Raw genomic sequence first — 22010 nt, forward strand, 5'->3', positions numbered from 1 at the left:
TATGGTATAAAAGTTTAATTAGGAAAATACTATTTATCATGTTATTAGCTTAAAAAATGACCGCTCATCCGTTGTTCCAGCACATCCAATAATCCATCCACATCTTTCCCAGCTTGCTCAAAACAAATTGGCGGTGCTGGTTCCGGTGCAAACTGAATTAACTTAATTTCCCCTTTCCCAATCCCAATCATCACAACTTCCACATCCGGCTTGTGATTCTCAACAATTCCCAAAATTTCCTGAAGCCGATTATCAACCTTAATATTTAAATTCTCTATCTGCTCTTTCGGACAATAAACAAAATGCGGCGTTGGTTGCAAATCAATACCAACAGTACCCTGACTGTCACCATTTGCTAACCACAATCCCCAAAACAGCGCCGCCAATTCTTGCTGATTTGCTTTGACAAACTTATCCAACTGGCGACGCCACTTAGTATCACCTGATTCTGGTTGACTATTACCAAAAAACATAAATAATTCGTAATTCGTAATTCGTAATGAAGACAGAAAGAAGGGGCGAAAGTTATCTTAAGCCTGACTGTACACGCCAGAGGCCGGAATAAATACCGTCTTTCTCTAGCAATTGCTCATGGGTTCCCGACTCTACTAATTTCCCATGTTCCATGACATAAATGCAATCGGCATTGCGGATAGTGGAAAGACGATGAGCGATCGCAATTGTAGTTCTATCTACTGTAATCCGTTCTAGCGATCGCTGGATTGCTGCTTCTGTCTCATTATCCACCGCCGAGGTAGCCTCATCTAAAATCAGAATCGGGGGATTTTTGAGAACTGCGCGTGCGATCGCAATCCGTTGTCTTTGTCCACCAGATAACTTTTGTCCTCTTTCCCCGACAATTGTCTCATAACCTTCGGGCAAGTTAATAATAAATTCGTGCGCTTCCGCCACCTTCGCCGCCGTGATGATTTCTTGCTCTGTAGTTTCAAAGCTGCCATAAGCAATATTCTCAGCTACAGTGCCATGAAATAGAAACACATCTTGACTCACCAAACCAATACAACGGCGTAAATCTTGCAAATTCAAACTTTGCAAATCAATGCCATCGAGAGTAATGCTTCCCGTTTGCACCTCATACAACCGCAACAAAAGTTTGACTAAAGTGCTTTTACCAGAACCAGTAGAACCGACAATTGCAATGGTTTTCCCCGCCTGAATATCCAAAGACAGATTTTTAATTACTGGAAATCTATCTTTATAGGCAAAATAAACATTTTTAAATTGCACTTCCCCGCGCACTTCATTCACAGGTAAAGATACATCACCTGTATGAATAGCGATAGGAGCATCCAATAAATTCATAACTCGATTAGTAGAAGCCATTGCCCTTTGATATTGGTCAAATGTTTCGCCTAATCTAGTTAAAGGCCACAGCAAACGCTGAATTAAAAACACTAATACGCTGTAAGTACCTACAGACATTTCTCCAGAAACTGCTGCCATCCCGCCATACAACAGTAATGCCGTAAAACCCACTAAAATCAGCATCCGAATTAACGGCACAAAAGCAGCAGAAAGAGTAATTGCCTTCCTATTACTACGACGATAAGCGTCACTATCTAATTCCAAACGATAGGCTTCATAAGTTTCAGCCGTAAAGCTTTTAATAGTAGTAATTCCGCTGATATTGTTTGACAACCGCGAATTGAGAAAACCCACCTTTTCGCGGACATCAGCGTAGCGAGGTGCAAGTAGTCGTTGGTAAGCAAAAGAACCCCAGAGGATAAATGGCATTGGTGACAAAGCCATCCACGCTACACTAGGAGCCAAAATAAAGAAAGCAGCGCCAATAATTAGAACAGTTGCAGAAACTTGGATGATATCATTCGCTCCCCCATCCAAAAACCGCTCTAATTGGTTAATATCATCACTGAGGATAGACATTAAACCGCCAGTGCTGCGTTCTTCAAAATAAGCCAATTCCAACTCTTGCAAATGTTTGTATGCATCCAAACGCAAGTCATGCTGAATATTCTGAGCCAAATTCCGCCAAAGTCGAGCGTAGGCGTACTCAAAAACCGATTCTAGTATCCAAATGATCACAGTCAGGAAGGAAATAATCAAAAATTGTCCAAAGACATCGCGTACCCCCAACTGTGCAATTATGGAATCCTGTTGCTTAACTACCACATCCACCGCCACGCCAATTAAGCCGGGTGGTGCCAAATCGAAAAATTTATTGAGGATAGAATAAGTAGTCGCCAGCCAAATTTGTTTACGATACTGATGTCCATACTCAAGCAAACGCTGGAGAGGATGCGCTGAATGTTTACGTCTTCTTGATGCCCGATGAGATTTTAATGCAGTAGCCACGGCTTTTTGCGGTTTCGTGTGACTGATATTACCACGGAACAAAGTCTTGAGTCCTAAGTCCTGAGTCTGAAGATTGATTTAGACAGAACTAATGAGAACTGTATTCGATGTACCAAATTCAAAGGCGAATAGCCAATCAGAAACGAGAACATCTTGCTAGAAGAAAGCCTTAAATAATACTCAAAGAAGAAACAAAAGGAAAAAGGTGAGAAAAAACCTATCTCCTCAGAATCGATATGATAGAAAAGTAAACAAAATTTAAAAAATATTTATCGAATGGTAGATCAATCATCTGGCTTGTCCAAGGTCAAAGACTCGATAACACAAAAACTCTTCTTGGGTAATGAACCGAATGCGGAGTTAATTGCAATTCTCACCGTTTACTTTGTCCAAGGAATTTTAGGGCTATCGCGTCTAGCCGTTAGCTTTTTTCTCAAAGATGAACTACTCCTGAGTCCAGTCCAGGTATCGGCGCTATTGGGAATTGTCTTCCTACCTTGGATGATCAAGCCGGTGTTTGGTTTTATCTCTGATGGCTTGCCTATATTTGGCTATCGTCGCCGTCCTTACTTGATTTTATCCGGGATATTGGGAACTGCTTCTTGGATAAGTCTGGCCACAATAGTTCATACTAGCTGGGCAGCTACATTAGCGATCGCTCTAGGTTCTCTCTCTGTCGCCATGAGTGATGTCATCGTTGACTCGCTAGTTGTAGAACGAGCCAGGGGCGAATCGCAAGCAAAAGCTGGTTCATTACAATCTCTGTGCTGGGGTGCTTCGGCGATCGGAGGTTTAATAACAGCCTACTGTAGCGGTCTACTACTCCAATACTTTACTACCCGTACTGTCTTTGGGATTACCGCTTTATTTCCTTTGATCGTTTCAGGGGTAGCTTGGTTAATTGCTGAGTCCCCCGTCAGCCAGGATACTCAAGATAGTAATCAGACCAACCCTTTACCAATCAAACATCAACTGGGGCAGCTACGCCAAGCCATTAGCCAAAAAACAATTTGGCTACCAACAGCATTTATCTTCATCTGGCAAGCTACCCCAAATGCTGACTCAGCCTTTTTCTACTTTGCTACCAACGAACTCCACTTTGAACCAGAATTTTTGGGGCGAGTAAACTTGGTGGGAAGTTTCGCTTCTTTGGCAGGTGTTTGGATTTTTCAACGTTTCCTCAAAAACATCCCTTTTCGCGTGATTTTTGCTTGGAGTACTGTCCTTTCGTCAATTTTGGGGATGACGATGCTGTTGTTGGTGACTCACACAAACAGGCTATTGGGTATAGATGACCACTGGTTTAGTTTGGGTGATAGCCTGATTCTGACTGTGATGGGGAAAATTGCCTTTATGCAAGTGATGGTGCTAGCAGCAAGGCTTTGTCCTTCTGGTGTGGAAGCGACGTTATTTGCCTTGTTAATGTCAATCTATAATTCAGCCGGAACGATTTCCCATGCATTCGGGGCATTAATCACCTATTGGCTGGGGATCACTGCAACAAACTTTGAGTCACTTTGGCTATTGGTGGTAATTACTAACCTCAGCACGCTGTTACCCCTACCATTTATCAAATGGCTACCTGCTGAAGAGCAAACTGAGACACCCAAAGATAACGAACAAGCGTTTTTGCCAGATTTGATGTCTGAGTTAGTACTGAGAGAACCAGAGTCGAAAATAGTGGAATAGTGTAATAAATATCGCATTGAAAAAGAGGCAAGGGAGCAGGGAGCTCTTAGCAGGGGAGAAGGAACAGAAAGGGGGATTCGACCCAATCAATAAGGGGAACCACTTAACTCTTATTGGGGGACGTAAGAACGGCAGGAATTGATTGATGGGCGTTGTTGTGAATTTCCCAGCATACATCCGGCGAATGTGGGACACCCTTATCGATATCTATATATAGGTGCGGCTCATGCAAACACTGGTAATGCTCCCTTACAAGCATTGTTGAAAATTGATTTAGAGTTTGGAGAAAGACAACTTTGGAGTGCTGCACCCCGTGGTTTTGTAAGTGAACCGATTTTTGTCCCACGCCCAGATTCTGAAAAGGAAGATGCTGGTTGGATATTAGCTTTGGTTTATGATGCTGCCGATCACCGCTCAGATTTGGTAATTTTGGATGCTGGTGATTTCTCTAAAGGAGCGATGTCTGACGACAAGTCGCTTCGCGCCTACGCGCGGCTACATCTGAAGCATCATATCCCTTATGGTCTGCATGGGAGCTTTACTTCTGAGGTTTTTGTGAAAGTTTGATCCCCTATTTGGGTGAAACCATTTTTTCGCTGGCAATGATATGCAAATCGATGTTTTTGAGCAAGCGCACCAATTTTTGCGTCAAAGATCCTTTGAGGAGCATTTGCCAGCGCGATCGCTGACTCTCACCAATTACAATTTGGGTAATCCGATATTTCTCGGCGACTTGGGCGATCGCATTAGCTATATTACCGTCGGTAATACGAAGAAAAGTACCTTCAAATTCTTTACAAAGTTTCTCACAAGTATGGATGTGTAAACTTTCCTCTTTGGTAAGGAAGCGTTCTGGATCGGCTACGAACAAGGTATAAAGCGGCGCGTTCATATAGTTAGCTAGTCTTGCACCTCGACGTAACAATTGCACTGAGTTGGGATAAGTGGAAACACACACCAAAACCCGCTCGTGAATATTACAAAATTGTCCGTTGGGAGTAGAGGCGATCGCATTTTCTTCCACGTTGTCTGCCACTTCCCGCAAAGCCAACTCCCGCAAAGCAATCAGGTTACGGCGTTGGAAAAAATTATCGAGGGATTGTTGGATTTTTGGCTGTGCGTAAATCTTGCCTTCTAATAGCCGTTCTTGCAGTGTTTCCGGTGTGACATCAACTACCACTATTTCATCTGCTTCATCCATAATTCTGTCAGGCACACGCTCGCGGACTACCACACCTGTAATTCTGGCTACTAGGTCGTTGAGACTTTCCAGATGTTGCACATTCATTGTGGAGTAGACATCAATCCCGGCTGCCAAAACTACTTCTACATCTTCGTAGCGCTTTTCGCGTGGAGAACCAGGGACATTGGTATGGGCAAGTTCATCGATTAAGACTAATTGGGGCGATCGCTTTAAAATAGCATCTGTATCCATATCCGTCAGCGTCAACTCATCCCGAGGATATTGCTTACGGGGTACAATTTCCAGTCCCTCTGACTTTTGAGCTGTCTCCTTACGTCCGTGGGTTTCCAAAAGCCCAACGACAACATCAATTCCTTCATGTTTGAATGCGTGTCCCTCTTCCAGCATCCGGTAGGTTTTGCCTACTCCAGGAGCCATACCAATAAAGATTTTATGCTTACCCCGCCGTCGTGCCGGATAAAGTGAGTAACTTGCAGAATTTAAAGGCGCATTCCCAGCCGAACTAATATTAGTATTATCTGACATTTATGCACTCCTATTGCATGGGAAAACCATCATTGCCAATGCCCCACGCTCCATGCCCATTTACTGATTTTGCTGACGATTAATGTCTTGCAAATCAAGAGCATAATTCAATCGGAGAACATTGACTCCCGGTTCGCCAAAAATCCATAAAAATCTGCCATCAGTATACTTATTAATTAAACGTAGGATCTCTTCTTCTTTTACTCCCCGTGCACCAGCAACCCGCGTCAATTGCTGCCGTGCTGCTTTCAAGGAAATATGCGGGTCTAAACCAGAACCAGAGGTATAAATTATATCAGCTATCGGTTGAAGATTTTCCTCTTGTAATTTATCTGCCTCTTCTAAAATCCGCTTCAGTAGTTCTGGATTGCTTGCAGCAAGATTGCTAGCTCCAGATATGCCGGTTGGCTTGGCTTTTTTTCCTTGGCTATATCTAACAGTACTAGGACGAGAATGGAAATATCGCTCAGATGTGAACACCTGACCAATCAAAGCGGAACCAATTGGTTCATTATTTAGATTCCGCATGATGCTGCCATTAGCTTGATAGGGCAAAAAAACTTGACCCACTACAAGGATTATCAGCGGATAGATGATTGCAGTCAACAACCAAAGCATTAGAGTTATAAAAATTGCTCTGATGGTTTCTCGAATAATAGCCATAAAAAGTTTTCCAATTGCGCCTAGAATTGAATTTTTAATTTTTAATTCTTTTGCCTACCTAGCAGGATATTACAAGATGCTGTCAGCAACAGCATAAACAACTGGTGCAGTTACCACATTCAAGCACAGCAGAATAAAAATAGCGAGTAGTAAATGTTGTTTATGCCATTGCGACTAAATAAAGGATATCGCCAAAGCAGTACTGAGTAAAAACGATGTTTATTCATATTCTTCTTGTTCCACCTCTCAACAGGTAAAAGTAAAAATGTTTATTATTTTACTTTGGTTAAGATGCGCTTATTTCCCCATCGTCTATACTTTTGCTGTTTTTAGGGGATGTTTTAAAAGTCGCAAAATATACTAGCACTGGCAAATATAATTTGCGACTATACAGACAAAACCAACTTCCGTGGGTTTGAAAACCTTGATTTTCTCTTTCTTAGTCCACCTTTGCGGACTAAGCTTTGTCTAGTAGCGAATTATATTCGCCTAATACTTTTCAAACATTTTCTTAAGCCAAGCCCACAAGTGTAATCAGTACATCAATCAACTTAATTGCAATAAACGGCGCAATCACCCCACCTAAGCCGTAAATTAAGATATTGCGTCGGAGTAACTGATTAGCTGTCAGCGGTCTAAACCGCACTCCCTTTAATGCTAAGGGAATCAAAGCGGGAATAATCAAAGCATTATAAATCAATGCTGAGAGTACAGCAGATTTAGGGCTAGTCAAATTCATAATATTCAGGCTTTGCAAGTTAGCAGCGACAAATATCACTGGGATAATTGCAAAGTATTTAGCAATATCATTAGCGATGGAAAATGTCGTCAATGCCCCGCGAGTAATCAACAATTGTTTACCAATACTAATGATATCGAGCAGCTTTGTGGGATCGGAGTCCAAATCGACCATGTTGGCGGCTTCTTTTGCAGCTTGCGTTCCTGTATTCATCGCCACGCCGACGTTAGCTTGGGCTAATGCTGGAGCATCGTTAGTTCCATCTCCCGTCATGGCGACCAGTTTGCCTGCGGCTTGTTCCTGTTTAATGACACTGATTTTGTCTTCTGGTGTGGCTTCAGCGATGAAGTCATCAACTCCAGCTTCTTTGGCAATGACAGAAGCGGTAATTCGGTTGTCTCCAGTTAGCATGATGGTACGCACTCCCATCCGTCGCAGTTGCTCAAAGCGATCGCGGATACCAGGTTTAACTATATCTTTGAGATAAATAATTCCATAGATTTCGTTATCTAAGCTAACTGCTAGGGGTGTACCTCCCAAGCGAGAAACTCTTTCGTAGGCAGCATCCAATTCTGGTACATCGCGTCCGTTGCGGGAACGGACAAATCCTTTAATAGCTTCTACTGCTCCCTTTCTGGCCTCATACCCACCAGGTAAATTCGTGCCACTCATCCGGGTTTTAGCGGAAAAATTAACTCCTTCTGCCTGACTAGAGTCAAAATCAAACCGCGCGCCCAACTTTTCTGCCAATCGGACAATAGATTTACCTTCTGGTGTATTGTCAAAGACACTAGCTGCCCAGGCAACATTAGCAATTTCTGACATTGAATGACCGTTGAGAGGAATAAACTCTTCCGCCAGACGGTTGCCGAGGGTAATTGTACCTGTCTTGTCAAGAAGTAAAGTGTTGACATCACCACAGGCTTCCACTGCTCGTCCTGATGTGGCAATGACGTTAAATTGGGCAACTCGATCCATACCAGCAATACCGATGGTACTTAGTAAGCCGCCAATGGTAGTAGGAATTAACGCTACTAATAGGGCAATTAAAATTGGGATGCTGACTGGACTGTTGATATAGTAAGCAAGTGCAGGCAAGGTTACTACAACTAGCAAAAACACTAAGCTAAGAACTGCCAACAATACCGTGAGGGCAATTTCATTGGGTGTTTTGCTGCGTTCTGCCCCTTCTACCAAGGCAATCATTCGATCAATAAAGCCTTTGCCTGGGTCAGTCGTGATCCGGATAATTAGTTCATCTGAGATAATCCGCGTCCCACCAGTGACGGAACTAGCAACATCGGAGCCTGATTCTTTTAATACTGGTGCAGATTCTCCAGTAATTGCTGATTCATCCACTGAGGCAACACCCATGATTACTTCACCATCGGCGGGGATGATATCGCCAGCAACGACGTAGATGGTATCGCCCTGTTTGAGGCTGGTGGATGAAACTTCACTAATTGTGCCATCGGCAGCAAGTTTTTTCGCGATCGCCTCTAACTTTGTTAACCGCAAGGCATCGGCTTGGGCTTTACCCCGTCCTTCTGCCACTGCTTCGGCAAAATTGGCAAACCAAACTGTAAAGAATAAAATCCCCGACAACAAGGCGTTGAAAACTTGCGGGTTCTTTTGAAGGGCTGGGCCAAATAGGTTGGGATCGATCGTGAGCAATAGGATGATGATTGTCCCTACCCAAACCACAAAGATTACTGGATTTTTGATTGCATACTTAGGGTTGAGCTTGACAAAAGCATCTCTAATTGCTCTTAAGTACAGCCACTTATTATTTGCCCTGGTTTTTTTACGTTTTTGGCGGCGATCGCCAGAACGAGAACTTGGGCGTCTAGCTTTGAAGTTAGTTGCCACTTGATTCATGAATAAAGTTTAGAGGTGAGAAGTTAGGAGTTAGGAGTTAGGAGTTATAGGAACTTCTAATAAAAAAATATCCAACCTTTAGGATGCGTTAGTAACGCATCCTACGAAACCGGATAATTTATAAGATAAGGCAGGAGCCAGGAGGAAAGAAGTACAAATGAAAACTTTAATTCTAAGTAATTACCCAGTTAAAAAATCTGATACTGGTACGAGATGCGTATGTGCAAGATATAAACCTTTCTTGCTTCAATCTCACACTTTTAAGTCTGGGTTACTCCTTCCTCCTGCCTCCTGAATTATTTTTTGATATTTTCTTAATTTCAAACTTATAACTCATAACTTTTCTAACTGCCAGATGCTAGTTTCAAACCCTCAGCTATGGGGCCTAAAGCCAGAACGGGAAAGAAAGTCAATACTCCCAAAACCAGCGTTACTCCTGCCGCGATCCCAGTAAATACTAGAGAATCAGTTCTTAAAGTAGCAGGGGTTTCTTGTACTAGTTGTTTGCGAGACATCCCGTCAGCTAGCAGCAGGATGGCAATCATCGGAATGTAGCGTCCTCCGATTAGGCTAACTAAAGTACTCAAGTTCCACCACAGGCTGTTATCCTCCAATCCCTCCAAGCCCGAACCATTATTTGCTGCTGCTGAGGCATATTCATAAACTACTTGAGAAATACCGTGATAGCCAGAGTTGCTAATTCCAGATAGGGAGATCGGATAAGCTAAGGCGATCGCACTGGGAATCAAAACTAGAATTGGGTGAATCAGCAGCACTACGCTGGCAAGAACGATTTCCCGCTTTTCAATTTTGCGTCCTAAAAACTCTGGGGTACGTCCTGCCATGAGTCCAGTTAGGAAGACTGTGAGAATTAAGTAAATAAATAAGTAAGCTGTTCCAGTTCCCTGACCACCCCAGATAACCTGGATAAATAAATTGAAGAGAGTCGAAAATATTCCTTGGGGCATCAGAGAATCGTGCATCCCGTTCACAGCACCAGACATAGTAGCAGTAGTCATCACTGCCCAAAATGCTGTTTGTGCCCAACCAAATCGAACTTCTTTCCCCTCTAAATTGGGTTGTTCTAATCTAAAAGCAGTATTAACTAGGGGATTACCTTGTAGTTCTCCCACGGCTGTAACTCCCACCAGAACTACAAAAATCACAAATACCATCCAAAAAAGTAGCCAAGCTTGTTTGATGTTATTAGCAAATATACCGTAGGTGTAAATCAAGGCTGCTGGAATAGAAATCATGGCGAGCATTTCTGTCAAATTAGAAGCGCCATTGGGATTTTCAAAGGGGTGAGCTGAGTTGACGCCAAAAAAGCCGCCGCCGTTCTCGCCCAAAAGTTTGATCATTTCAAAGGATGCCACTGGGCCTCTGGCCAGATATTGCGTCCCACCTTCTAAGGTTGTCACATCCATAGTCTTAGCTAATGTTTGTGGTACACCTGCTACCAGCAAAGCGATCGCACCAATAATCGAAATCGGCAGCAATATTCGCGTAATTCCACGCACGAGATCGACGTAAAAGTTTCCCAATCTTCTACCTGTCAAGCCGCGAATAAAGGCAATTCCCACGGCTAAACCGGTGGCTGCGGAGGTGAACATCAAAAAGCCTAAAGCCGCTACCTGGCTAAAATAGCTTAAAGTTGTCTCACCAACATAGTGTTGTTGGTCGGTATTTGTTACAAATGAAATCGTTGTATGCAACAATACATCCCAACTGGGCGCGCCGAAGCCGTTTGGATTCCAGGGTAAGAGTCTCTGAAAATATATCAGAAAATACACTGAAATACCCATAAGAAAGTTAAAACAAAGTATGGCCCGGATATACTGCCAACTCGTCATGTCATCTTTTCTCCGAACACCCGCAAGTACGAACATACTCCGCTCTATAGGGTTCATTAAAAAATCAAGCAGTGTTCTTTCTCCCAAAAAGACACGCGCTATGTATTTTCCGAATAATGGAGTGATTGCTATGACAATACACAGCGTTAAGCCAATTTGCAAAAAACCTTGTCCCATATATTTCGCGCTAAATTAAATTTAAGTCCTAGCAAGCCAATTTTTAGAAATAACAGATTTTGAGGAATTTACTATTTTCAGTTATCACTATTTTCCAGATAATTGTTCAAGTTTTTGTTAAGAATATTTAATTTTTACTCTTAATTTATCTATTTCACTAGTTAGGATTATTTGTTTATACAATACATTTTCCTAGTTTGCAGAACTTACGCACTCAGATTTTCCATTGCATTGACAACATTGACAACGCCGCTGCCGCCCCCAATACCTGAGGGTTACACACTTCTAAGTATCTCTCGAACTGCTTTAAATTCCGATGCCCTGAGATTTCCTGAATTACCCGCAGTTAGATACCAGCGTTACTCATCTGGGTTAAGGCAGTACGCAGAAAGCCTGCGATCTACAGATTATAACGATTTGACCCCGATTAGTCAGAATTACTTGAGTGAGATTAGCGTAGCTTACCGCCGTAGGCATCGCTCCTATATATCTCCAATTACTGCATTAGGGGCGATCGTGGCATTTTGGGAAAATTGTACGTTAACCGCAAAGGCAATGGTCGCAAAATTGATTTAGAAATTGATTTGATTTCGCTTGTACCGGGTGGGTTATAAATTAATTAAAAGTTCTCTTTCGTATTGACAAGTATACAGTTCATTATATCTGTGCAAGAATAGCGATCGCCGCTGAAAATGACTTGCATTGAGCAATCGAATGCGAAGTGCTGAAAATAACACCTCGCAACACATACTGCTTAGTAATGGTAAAACGCTAAAGACAATTAAACAACCACAAAATTGTTTTCGGTTAGTGACGATCCAGCTGATAATTCTGCAAATTTTACTTGAGTAAACTTAGATGCGCTACCGTCTTCCTCAAAGAACAATGCACCTGTAATGTCGTTGTAGATAAATCGTTGAACGCTAGTGGTTGCAGATGTTCCGATAGTAAACTGATCCGCTTTGAGTAAAGGTGTTGACAGCTTGCCATCAAAACCATCAGCCGATACCTGAATCAGGTCATCAATTGACAGCTCGCCATCAAAACCATAGTCATCAGTTGACACCTCGCCATTAAAACCATCAGCCGATAGCTGAATCAGGTCATCAGCGGCGTTGAAGTCATAAAGACTATACTTCCTTCATCGGAATGAAATATTTTGATGGGACTCAACAGAGTTCAAATTAATCTTATTAATTCCTATTTATTGAGCGGTAGGCGCGATCGCGCTGACGGTACTATGTCCCAAATATATTTCAGGACTAGCCCTTTCAAGGTGGTGAAATTTGGAACGAAGGTTGGTTATTTCAACTTTCAAAAAGCCCAAAATCTGAGCGGAGGATTCAAGATGGTAGCGCTGAAACAACGTATCTTCGTTTGTCACCTTGAAAGGGCTAACTTTATAGTTATACAGATTTTTAGTAAATCATAAATGACGATGTTAAGTCGATTATTGACTATGAAAGAAGCTATAAATGAGCGGGGAAAGACCTATGGGCTAATAGCGATCACCTTTGCGATCGTGATCATACTGGAATATTTGACACCCTCTGAGTACGTATTTGGCTACCTCTACACAGGGACGATTTTATTAGCAGATTCTCGATTGAATCGGGGAGCGGTTTTGGGGATCACTCTTGCAGCGACAGGATTAACATTGTTGAATTTGTTTATTCCCGGAGGAGAAATGATTAATTCTCCAACGTTGGCAAATAGGTTGATTGCAGTATTGGCGTTGTTGGTAACAGGTTGGTTAAGCGATCGCAATCACCGCAATGAAGAAGCGATCGCTTATACTCAAGCACAATTACGCTCCCAAGAACAACTAGCGATCATGCGTGAAGATTTTGTTTCCACCCTAACGCATGATTTGAAAACACCCCTATTAGGAGCAATTGAAACGCTGAAATATTTTCAAAATGAGCAATTCGGTGAAATCACGCCCATGCAAGCAAAAGTCTTACAAACAATGGCTCGTAGTCATGGCAGTACACTGCAATTAGTCCAAACACTTTTAGATGTGTACCGCAATGATGCCGAAGGGCTGAAACTACAGATATCACCTGTTAACTTGGTGACAGTGGCGGAAGAGATCGTTGCTACCCTGACTGAACTAGCGAAAACACGTCAGGTTTATATTTCTCTGCACTATGGCGAATCAGATTTTCGCAGCTTTCTCTGGGTAAATGGCGATTCTTTACAAGTTGGGCGAGTTTTCACCAATCTCTTGAGTAACGGCATTAACCATACCCCTCGTGGCGGTAAAGTGGAAGTAGTATTTGAAGGTTATTCTAGCGATCAAGTGGTAAAAATACTCGATACTGGTTCCGGCATTACCGAAAAAGAGTTACCTCACTTATTTGAGAGATTTTATCAAGGAAATAGCGATCGCCACGTCTCCGGCTCTGGGCTAGGACTTTATTTGACCAGGCAAATTATTACTGCTCATGGGGGTACAATTTGGGCAGAGAATCGCTCACCACGCGGCGCACTGTTTGGTTTCCGACTGCCAGCTTGTCCGCCACCGGGGAGTAGTAGTGCTGAGTGCTGAGTGCTGAGTGCTGAGTGCTGAGTGCTGAATAAAGAAGTGGGGAATCTAACGTTCTCTAATCAAAACTGGGAACTAGGAACGGCCTAAACGCCCCGAAAAAAGCTAACGGAACTGTTTTACCCAATGCCCAATGCCCAATGCCCAATTACCAATGACAAAAATCTTACTAGTTGAAGATGATGAATTGTTTCGGCTTGGTTTGCGGATGCGGTTGCAACAAGAAACCAGTTTGGAGATTGTTGCAGAAGCAGAAGATGGGGAACAAGCTGTAGAATTAGCAAATCACTATCCTCTGGATTTGGTCTTGCTGGATATAGGTTTACCGGGAATTGGCGGGATTGAGGCTTGTCGCCAAATCAAGCAGAAGCACCCAAATTTACCAATTCTTGTTTTAACGTCTCGTTCTGAAAAACCCCTGATTTCGCGGTTAATTGCCGCCGGGGCGCAAGGTTACTGCCTTAAAGGTATTCCGGCTGAGTCTTTGATATTGGCAGTGCGATCGGTTGCTGCGGGCGCTTCTTGGTGGGATCAAACGGCAACAACTGAAATTAGAGCCGCTTTTGAGGGCAATTCGATGGCGGTGCAGTCTGCAAAAACTGAGGAATCTTTAGAAAATCCTTTAACGAAGCGGGAGCAAGAAATTTTGGCACTAGTAGCAGCTGGCAAAAGCAATCAAGAAATTGCTGAAATTCTCTACATTGCCCCTGGTACAGTGCGGGTTCATGTCCATGCTATTTTACAGAAACTAGAAGTACGCGATCGCACCCAAGCCGCAGTCTTAGCTATCCAAAAAGGATTGGTAGCACCAGAATTGTTGATTAATTCCAATCCCTAATCCCCAGTCCCTAATCCCTTTTCCAATTTTGAAAATTGCGATGAGATATCAGGTTGCTCTACAGGAATTTCGATCACAAACTCTGCTCCTTTGCCAGCAGATGAGGTACAACTAATATTTCCTCGGTGTTTTTGGACGATAATCTGATAGCTAATAGATAATCCTAGCCCACTACCTTTGCCCACAGGTTTTGTTGTAAAAAATGGATCGAATAAACGCGATCGCAACGACTCTTCAATACCAAGACCATTATCAGCGATCGCAATTTTGACTAGATTCAAGTCTGTCACCTCTGTATGAATCCGAATTTGGAGAGTAGGGAGTAGGGAGTAGGGAGTAGAAGATTGATTCCCCATTCCCCATTCCTCATTTCCCATTCCCTCTTCTGGAAATTGATTCCTCATTCCCTCTTCTATTGCATCAATAGCATTATTCAATAGATGCATAAATACTTGATTTAGTTCACTCGCATAACAAGTGACTAGGGGCAAGTTACCATAATCTTTCACTACAACAATTGCCGGACGATCGGCTGCTTCCCTGAGCCGATGTTGTAACATTACCAAAGTATTTTCGATATCTTCATGAATATTTACCCGTTTTATCTCTGCTTCATCATGCCGAGAAAAATGTTGTAGCGCCAGTACAATTTCCCGGATGCGATCAGAGCCTCTATACATTGCACCTATCAGGTTTTGTAAATCTTTAATGATAAAATTTAGGTCTAAATCTTTGGCTATTTGCTGAATTTTTGGTGTGGGTTTGGGATATTCCTGCTGATAGACTTCAATTATATTTATTAGGTCTTCCACATATTGACCAGCATATTGGAGATTTCCATAAATAAAACTGATCGGGTTATTAATCTCGTGAGCCAGCCCAGCTACTAACTGTCCCAGTGCCACCATCTTTTCGTTCTGAATTTGTTGAACTTGAGAAGCTTTTAAGTTGTCAAGAGCCTGTTGGAGTAAAAAGTTTTTTTCTTGCAGTTTAACTTGGAGCAAACGTAAATTAATCTGATTTTCAATTCGCAACACTACTTCTGCACCATGAAAAGGTTTTGCAATATAATCTACACCACCAACATCAAATGCCTTTACCTTATCTACAACATCATCCAGAGCGCTAATAAAAATTACTGGGACTTCACTAGTTTTATCGTCAGCTTTTAGTTGTTGACAAACTTGGTAGCCATCCATACCTGGCATATTGATATCCAGCAAAATCACATCGGGCAAAACCATTTGACATGCAGTCAGTGCCATTTTTCCGTTTAAGGCTTTGCGAACTTCAAAACCTTGTGCAGTCAACATCGCCGATAAAAGCCGCAAATTATCTGGGGTATCATCGACCACCAAAATATTTTTTTTCTGATGGTTAGTTTGATTAAAATGCATTTTTGATCAAAAGTTATGCGTATAATTATTGAGGATAGTAAATTCTTCTTTAAAATCACCCTAAAATTTGTTGACCGATTTCACCGAAATACTTATATTTATAGTTTAACTCTCACGTGGCTGGAGAGTTTTGCAGATTATCGAAGCTATTGGCCAGTTATCACCTTTGGCAACCTGATGAACTGCTGTAAGGATTATAGTAGATAGCACTCACAAATTATCTAGCCGAGGCTCAATAATGAAATTTTTCCCAGGTACTACTTGATAGCTACCATTGAGGTGCTGAGGTGAGCAACTCAAGAGCCAGTTGCTGTTTTATGGGTTTAGAAAATAAATATCCTTGAGCAAAATTACAGTTTAAACTTCTCAATTGGGCTAACTGTTCTTGTGTTTCGACACCTTCAGCGATCGCACTCATCCCCATTGAGTTGGCAATGCCAATCATTGCTGGTACTAACCCCATATTTTCTTTGTTCTCCTGCATCCGTTTGACGAAGGATTTATCAATTTTGAGTGCATTTAAAGGAAAGCTGTGCAGGTAACTCAAAGAGGAAAATCCTGTACCAAAGTCATCCATAATCAACTTGATTTTTCGCTGCTTTAGTTGTTGAAGAATTATTTTTATTGCATCTGTATTTTCCATGATTACACTTTCAGTAATTTCTAATTCTAAATATGCCGGATTTATTTTATTTTCATAAATTATTTGGTCAATTTGTTCTACAAAATTCGGCTGTAAAAATAATCTTGCACTCAAATTGACACTCATAGTTAGAGGTTCTGGTGTCACTGGATAATGTTGCCAGATGCTTAATTGATGACAAGCTGACTGTAATACCCAAGTATTGATGACATTAATTAAACCCGTTTCTTCGGCCACAGGAATAAATTCTATGGGAGAAACCAAACCCCGAATCGGATGTTGCCAGCGCACCAAGGCTTAAAATCCAGAAATTCTACCTGTAGCCAGGGAAATAATTGGCTGATAGTAAACCAGGAATTCTTGCCTTCCAACAGCCCTCCGCAAGTCATTTTCTAACTCTAAAAGCTGAATAGCTTGCTGATGCATCGCTGGATTAAAAACGTGATATTTGGCTCTTCCTTGAGCCTTAGCTCGATACATTGCAGTATCAGCATCCCGCAGCAAATACTCTGGACGATCATAATCTTTATTGCCCCAACTAATCCCAATACTGGCATTCATAAATACTTCATATCTTGACAGTTGAAAAGCAAGTGATAGCTGTTGCAAAATCCTTTCGGCAACTTGGATTGCTATATTGATATCTGTGATATTCTCTAGGAGAATTCCAAATTCATCCCCGCCTAATCGTGCTAAAGTATCACCAGGTATTAGACATGCTTGTAAGCGGTGAGCAATGGATATCAGCAATTCATCTCCCACCGGATGACCAAGAGAATCATTAATAACTTTGAAGCGATCACAGTCCAAAAAAAGTACCGCAAACTGATAATTAGATTCTTGCTTGGCGCGATTGAGAGCATTTTCTAATCGCCGAATAAACAAAACTCGGTTTGATAATCCAGTTAGGGAATCATGCAGTGCTATATCTAGCAGTTGACTTTGCAATTGCTGGCGGGAATCGATTTCTTGCTGGAGTTTTTGGAGAGTTTTTTCTAGCTCCCCAGTTCGCTGTTTTACCCGATCTTCAAGTTCAGCATTTAGTTTCAATATTTCTAATCGCGCCGATCTCAATGCCAGCTGATTTTGCACGCGCACTAAAACTTCTTGAAACTCAAAAGGTTTGGTGATGTAGTCTACACCACCCACTTTAAAAGCTTTAACTTTGTCAAAAACATCATCTAAAGCGCTAATAAAAATTATTGGAATATCGGCTGTTAGCTCCCAAGCTTTAAAGGTCTGGCAAATTTCATACCCATCTACTTCTGGCATCATGATATCGAGTAGAATCAAATCAGGTAATAATGTTTGAGTTGCTGTCAGTGCCATTTGCCAGTTCAAAGCTTTACGAACGTTATACCCTTCCCTTGTCAATATGGAGGATAAAACCCGGAGGTTATCCGCCATATCATCAACGATCAAAATATCTTTTTTATTAGAGTCTAAATGCTCGTAATTCATTCTAAGTTTGTTGTAGTCAATTCCATGATTTTCTCAAACTGGTAGTTATTTGCTAAATCCCTGAGAACTTGGAAAACTTGAGCATTATCTGATGGAATTTGCTTGAGTAACTCTAAAATCAGTTCATCGCTACAGCTAGCTGCGGCATAGTGAACCTGTTGGAGCCACTCAGGTGACATTTGTGATAAATGCCCCAGGAGTTCGGCAACACTGACAAAAATCTGTGTAGCTCGATCGACAACTACTGTGTTTGTGGTTTCTACTTGATTCGTATATTTTAAACCCAGATGTTTGCTCAGTTTTTCCAATAATACTTCCTGTTTGAATGGCTTGCGAATAAAATCATCACAGCCAATGGACAAAATTTTCTGGCGTTCTTCCTCAAAAGCGCTAGCAGTTAGGGCAATAATGATTGTATTTGTCTGGGAGCTATCTGGCGTTGCTCTAGAGAAGTTATAAGAGGGAGCCAAGGCTGTTGGCATCCGTGATCGCAAAGTGGACGCACCAGAAGCATCATTTTCTATCACACCACTTGTTTCTGGTGTGGAAGACTCTTTGCGTACAACTTTCAGAACCTCACCCTCGCCTGAATCGTTTAACTCTTCTGCAAGGTACTGGCTCCCCAATGATACCGGTTGTTTCAATTTTGGGAACCTCCGCGACGTATTGGCTGTCCCATGCCCGATTTCTCTAGCTTTAATAATTCTTGTGGCTTCGTAACCGTCCATGACTGGCATTCGCATATCCATAAAAATCAGGTGTGGTTGCCAAGATTCCCAATTAGCGATCGCTTCACTACCATCTGTAGCTTCATTAACTTCAAAGCCTAGAGATGTGAGTATTTTAACTAGCAAGATACGGCTTTCTTTGGAGTCGTCAACTACGAGAATGCGGTATACTTTTTCACTAAGTGCTAAAGCTCTAATTTGTGATTTAATTTGGTTTATCGGGATTTCTCTGGGGCAAGTTAGAGCAATCTGAATATTAAAGGCAAATGTACTACCGACACCAGGCATTGTGCTGACAGTAATATCTCCTCCCATCAGTTGCACGTATTTACGGCTAATCGCTAAACCCAGTCCCGTCCCTTGTTGGAATTTTCTGCCGATTTCGGTTTGTTCAAAAGCCTCAAACAACAAGTCAAGTTCTTGTGGGGCAATACCACAGCCAGTATCTTGTACCTCGAAGATTAGGGATTGGGGATTAGGGATTGGGGATTGGGCTGAAGAAGCAGACGGGTAGGAAGTATGAAGTAAGGGTGAAAACGAAAAATTCACTCTTTCCTCGCTCTCTCTAGTCCCCAGTCCCCATTGCCCCTTATCCCCAGAGGGGGCCCCGAGTTCCCCAGTCCCCAGTCCCCAGTCCCCAGCCCCCAGTCTCACCCGTAGCGTCACCCTCCCTTGATCGGTAAATTTGATCGCATTTCCCAAGAGGTTGAGCAATACTTGACACAGTTTATTTTCATCTGTTTCTATGTATTTAGGAATATCTGGCGCACATTCAAACAGTAATTCTAAATTTTTAGATGCAGCACGCAAGTGCAACATCTCTTCTAAGTTCTTCAACAAATGAATTAAGTCAAAGCTGCTGCAATTTAATGTGATTTTGCCAGCTTCGATTTTAGACATTTCTAGAATGTCGTTAATTAATTTGAGTAGATGTTCGCCAGCACGATTAATTATTGCCAAGTTTTCTTGATGTTCGCTAGATAGCGAATAATCTCGACTCATGACTTGGGTAAAACCAAGAATGGCATTGAGTGGGGTACGCAGTTCGTGACTCATGTTAGCAAGGAATTCGCTTTTGGCGAGGTTGGCGGCAGCACTTCGCGCCGCTTCCCGAACAGCTGCTTGTTGTTCCTGTGCAGCGATTTTTTGCGATTGAATCAGTTCTTCTTGGGTGGTTTGCAGTTGCTCGATAACTTGCTGGAACTCTTCAGTACGTTTTTTTACTTGAGCCTCTAAGGTGCGATTGTATTCTGCTAATAACTTTTCTGTTTGTTTGCGTTGGGTAATATCAAAAAATGTGGCGATCGCAAAAGCCAGATTTCCCGATTCATCATAAATTGGCTTTCCTAAAATTTCAATGGGAGTAATCTTGCCCCAACGGCGAATTTCCATATCATCAACCCTGGTGCTTTGCCCTTGTAATGCCCTTAAAATCGGCAGGCGATCGCTGGGGTAAAGTTGATTTGTCCCGGCAAGGTAAGCTTGATATATCTCTGACAATTCTTTGACTTTAACTTCTGCGTAGACGCGTAGCGGTGAGGGGGTCGCAGTCTTGGCGGTTCCCGTCGATTGCGACCCCCCGAACCCGTTGGCGCAGCCTCTCGTAGAGAAGGGCTTGTTGTTAGACATCGCTCCTTGACCGAGAATTTGCTGCCCAATCTGATTTGTATAATAAGGTTCACCTTCAGCATCGATGATAAATACACCTACCGGCATGGCTTCTAAAAATTGAGTTAGCTGACTCTGATTATGAGATAGTGCCTCATTTAAAACTTGCATTTGGGCATTCTTTGCTTCTAAAGTACTAAAAGATGCTTGGAGTTGCTTTGCCATAGTTTCAAATGATTTGGCTAGTTCTCCCAGTTCATCGGAACGCTGAATGTCTGGTATTTGCTCCCATTCACCTTCAGCAATTTTCTTCGCCGATCTGTTTAATTGTAAAATCGGCTTAATTACCCAACGAGCAGTCAAAATTCCAATTCTTGTAGCCACTAAAAAAGCAACTATGCACAGCAAAATAGTGATGCGGGTGTTGGCATTAATTTGCTCCATAAATTCGCCTTCGGGAATCACCGCCACAATCAGCCAATCTAAACCCAGTTCATCCTTCCAGCTTTTTACCTGCACAAAATAACGCATTCCATCGGCGGTAAAACTTAGCTGTTGCTTCCCCACAACAAACTTAAGACTGCCAAAGCGTTCGATCAAAGACTGTGTTGTGAGTTTAATTAAAGGATTTTGACTATCTAATGCTGATAGACGTTTTCCTTTACCATTAACGATTGTATATGGCGGCTCGCTAGTAGAAGAAGCCACTATTAACCCAGAACGCTCTAAAATAAAAGTTTTACCTGACTCTTTGATCTTTAACTTAGCTAAAAACTTACCAATTTGTGACAAGAGCAAATCAACACTAATCACCCCAATGAATTTGCGATTTTTATCGTAAACAGGATAGCTGGAAGATATGGATAAAACTTCTGGTTTATCTTCCCATTGATAAATTTGACTCCAAACTCGTTTGCCTATCTTGACTGGATCTGTATACCAAGCTTCTACACGAGGATCGTAATTTTTGACTTCCTGTAAATGGCGGCGATTTCCTTGGTTGTCTGTAGGATAAACATAGAGTTTGCCTGTACCACGCTTGGCGCTAACTTCATTAATTAAGAGCTGGCCATTATCTAGACGCTCAACACCGATAAATTCACCTTTGGGATTGGCAAAGCTGTTGTAACCAACATTGAAAACCTGCATTTGTTTCCAAAAGTAATTGCCGGTGGTTTGAAAGTCCGAAAGGTTGAGCAAACCTAGCTCAATCGCATCTAAGTTGATTTGATTGATTTGCTTTGGGGTTGTTAAATAGCTATCAAGATGCTGTTCAATGCGATCGCAGATTTCATTTTCTAATTGAGTAGCAAGCTCTTTTACTGCTTTTTGGCCGTTTTGATAGGAAAGATAGCCCACAAGTCCCACGGCACCACAAATTTGCAAGATAAAGGGCACAATCAGAACATATCTCAGGGGCATCTTGGCATAAACTTTGCCAACTAAGCGATTAAATGATTTGACGGGCTGAAGTTTGGATAACATTGTAGTTTTATTCTTCCCCAGCATCTACTAGGTGCATTTTGCCATGCCAGCTACATTTTATATAAGTATAATTACGGTATACATTGCTTCTTAGGAAAATTTTATATTTTTAGTATAAAACAGTACAAAATACTTGTACTTATTTGACTGGCACAATTCCTCCAACGCCTAATTTTCAATCTTTGCGCAGGAGTACTCCATTATAGAAATCGCCTAGTAGGTACGCCATCGCACCTGAAT

General features: G+C 42.0%; 12 protein-coding genes and 3 pseudogenes. 4 read left to right on the forward strand and 11 right to left on the reverse strand.

Features of this window, described 5'->3' with window-relative positions; all coding sequences use genetic code 11:
• Positions 1-44: 44 nt before the first annotated feature.
• Together HWQ58_RS32615 and HWQ58_RS32620 are read right to left on the reverse strand one after the other, a co-directional pair.
• Entirely contained in the window at positions 45-473 is a 429-nt protein-coding gene (locus HWQ58_RS32615; protein WP_292872116.1) for a hypothetical protein, read from the reverse strand.
• A gap of 52 nt (positions 474-525) precedes the next feature.
• Entirely contained in the window at positions 526-2334 is a 1809-nt protein-coding gene (locus HWQ58_RS32620; RefSeq protein ID WP_292872118.1) for an ABC transporter ATP-binding protein, read from the reverse strand.
• Positions 2335-2610: 276 nt separating this feature from the next.
• On the opposite strand from HWQ58_RS32620, the gene HWQ58_RS32625 reads away from it, so the two are divergent.
• Positions 2611-4023, forward strand: a complete 1413-nt coding sequence (locus HWQ58_RS32625) for a folate/biopterin family MFS transporter (protein ID WP_292872120.1) — start codon at positions 2611-2613, stop codon at positions 4021-4023.
• A gap of 129 nt (positions 4024-4152) precedes the next feature.
• Positions 4153-4590 (forward strand): annotated as a pseudogene (locus HWQ58_RS32630) (carotenoid oxygenase family protein); the annotation flags it as partial.
• Between the two features lie 4 nt (positions 4591-4594).
• On the opposite strand, the gene HWQ58_RS32635 reads toward HWQ58_RS32630, so the two are convergent.
• From HWQ58_RS32635 to HWQ58_RS32660, 6 genes and pseudogenes are all read right to left on the reverse strand, one after another.
• Entirely contained in the window at positions 4595-5752 is a 1158-nt protein-coding gene (locus HWQ58_RS32635) for a universal stress protein (protein WP_292872122.1), read from the reverse strand.
• 60 nt (positions 5753-5812) lie between these two features.
• Positions 5813-6415 (reverse strand): K(+)-transporting ATPase subunit C, encoded by a 603-nt coding sequence (kdpC, locus tag HWQ58_RS32640; protein WP_292872124.1) that lies wholly within the window; start codon positions 6413-6415, stop codon positions 5813-5815.
• A gap of 511 nt (positions 6416-6926) precedes the next feature.
• On the reverse strand, positions 6927-9032 hold the full coding sequence (kdpB, locus tag HWQ58_RS32645) for a potassium-transporting ATPase subunit KdpB (protein WP_292872126.1): 2106 nt from the start codon (positions 9030-9032) through the stop codon (positions 6927-6929).
• Positions 9033-9376: 344 nt separating this feature from the next.
• On the reverse strand, positions 9377-11062 hold the full coding sequence (kdpA, locus tag HWQ58_RS32650; protein WP_292872128.1) for a potassium-transporting ATPase subunit KdpA: 1686 nt from the start codon (positions 11060-11062) through the stop codon (positions 9377-9379).
• A gap of 214 nt (positions 11063-11276) precedes the next feature.
• Positions 11277-11447 (reverse strand): annotated as a pseudogene (locus tag HWQ58_RS32655) (site-specific integrase); the annotation flags it as partial.
• A gap of 396 nt (positions 11448-11843) precedes the next feature.
• Positions 11844-12128 (reverse strand): hypothetical protein, encoded by a 285-nt coding sequence (locus HWQ58_RS32660; protein ID WP_292872130.1) that lies wholly within the window; start codon positions 12126-12128, stop codon positions 11844-11846.
• A gap of 372 nt (positions 12129-12500) precedes the next feature.
• Here HWQ58_RS32660 and HWQ58_RS32665 point away from each other — a divergent pair, with 372 nt between their 5' ends.
• Positions 12501-13613 carry a HAMP domain-containing sensor histidine kinase gene (locus tag HWQ58_RS32665; RefSeq protein WP_292872132.1) on the forward strand — a complete coding sequence of 371 codons (1113 nt, stop codon included), beginning with the start codon at positions 12501-12503 and terminating at the stop codon, positions 13611-13613.
• Between the two features lie 151 nt (positions 13614-13764).
• A complete protein-coding gene (locus HWQ58_RS32670; RefSeq protein ID WP_292872134.1) occupies positions 13765-14448 on the forward strand; it encodes a response regulator transcription factor in 684 nt (227 codons plus the stop codon).
• Here HWQ58_RS32670 and HWQ58_RS32675 read toward each other — a convergent pair.
• The 3 genes and pseudogenes from HWQ58_RS32675 to HWQ58_RS32685 all read right to left on the reverse strand — a co-directional run bounded on the left by HWQ58_RS32675 (position 14445) and on the right by HWQ58_RS32685 (position 21770).
• Positions 14445-15845: a response regulator gene (locus HWQ58_RS32675; protein WP_292872136.1), complete on the reverse strand. Its 1401-nt coding sequence runs from the start codon at positions 15843-15845 to the stop codon at positions 14445-14447. The two genes, HWQ58_RS32670 and HWQ58_RS32675, sit on opposite strands and share 4 nt — an antisense overlap.
• A gap of 268 nt (positions 15846-16113) precedes the next feature.
• Positions 16114-17949 (reverse strand): annotated as a pseudogene (locus HWQ58_RS32680) (EAL domain-containing protein).
• The gene (locus tag HWQ58_RS32685; protein ID WP_292872138.1) at positions 17946-21770 is read right to left on the reverse strand and encodes an ATP-binding protein; all 3825 of its coding nucleotides are present in this window, start codon (positions 21768-21770) and stop codon (positions 17946-17948) included. Before HWQ58_RS32685 ends, HWQ58_RS32680 begins: the two are co-directional and overlap by 4 nt.
• Between the last annotated feature and the right edge of the window lie 240 nt (positions 21771-22010).

Origin of the sequence: Nostoc sp. LPT (assembly GCF_017115165.1) — a bacterium.
In the GTDB taxonomy this organism is placed as follows: domain Bacteria; phylum Cyanobacteriota; class Cyanobacteriia; order Cyanobacteriales; family Nostocaceae; genus Nostoc.

Excerpts from the sequence above, each read along its gene's own strand:
- kdpB (WP_292872126.1), bottom strand. The coding sequence starts at position 9,032 with ATGAATCAAGTGGCAACTAACTTCAAAGCTAGACGCCCAAGTTCTCGT.
- HWQ58_RS32685 (WP_292872138.1), bottom strand. The coding sequence starts at position 21,770 with ATGTTATCCAAACTTCAGCCCGTCAAATCATTTAATCGCTTAGTTGGC.
- HWQ58_RS32635 (WP_292872122.1), bottom strand. The coding sequence starts at position 5,752 with ATGTCAGATAATACTAATATTAGTTCGGCTGGGAATGCGCCTTTAAAT.
- HWQ58_RS32625 (WP_292872120.1), top strand. The coding sequence starts at position 2,611 with ATGGTAGATCAATCATCTGGCTTGTCCAAGGTCAAAGACTCGATAACA.
- kdpA (WP_292872128.1), bottom strand. The coding sequence starts at position 11,062 with ATGGGACAAGGTTTTTTGCAAATTGGCTTAACGCTGTGTATTGTCATA.
- HWQ58_RS32675 (WP_292872136.1), bottom strand. The coding sequence starts at position 15,845 with ATGCATTTTAATCAAACTAACCATCAGAAAAAAAATATTTTGGTGGTC.
- kdpC (WP_292872124.1), bottom strand. The coding sequence starts at position 6,415 with ATGGCTATTATTCGAGAAACCATCAGAGCAATTTTTATAACTCTAATG.
- HWQ58_RS32615 (WP_292872116.1), bottom strand. The coding sequence starts at position 473 with ATGTTTTTTGGTAATAGTCAACCAGAATCAGGTGATACTAAGTGGCGT.
- HWQ58_RS32665 (WP_292872132.1), top strand. The coding sequence starts at position 12,501 with ATGTTAAGTCGATTATTGACTATGAAAGAAGCTATAAATGAGCGGGGA.
- HWQ58_RS32670 (WP_292872134.1), top strand. The coding sequence starts at position 13,765 with ATGACAAAAATCTTACTAGTTGAAGATGATGAATTGTTTCGGCTTGGT.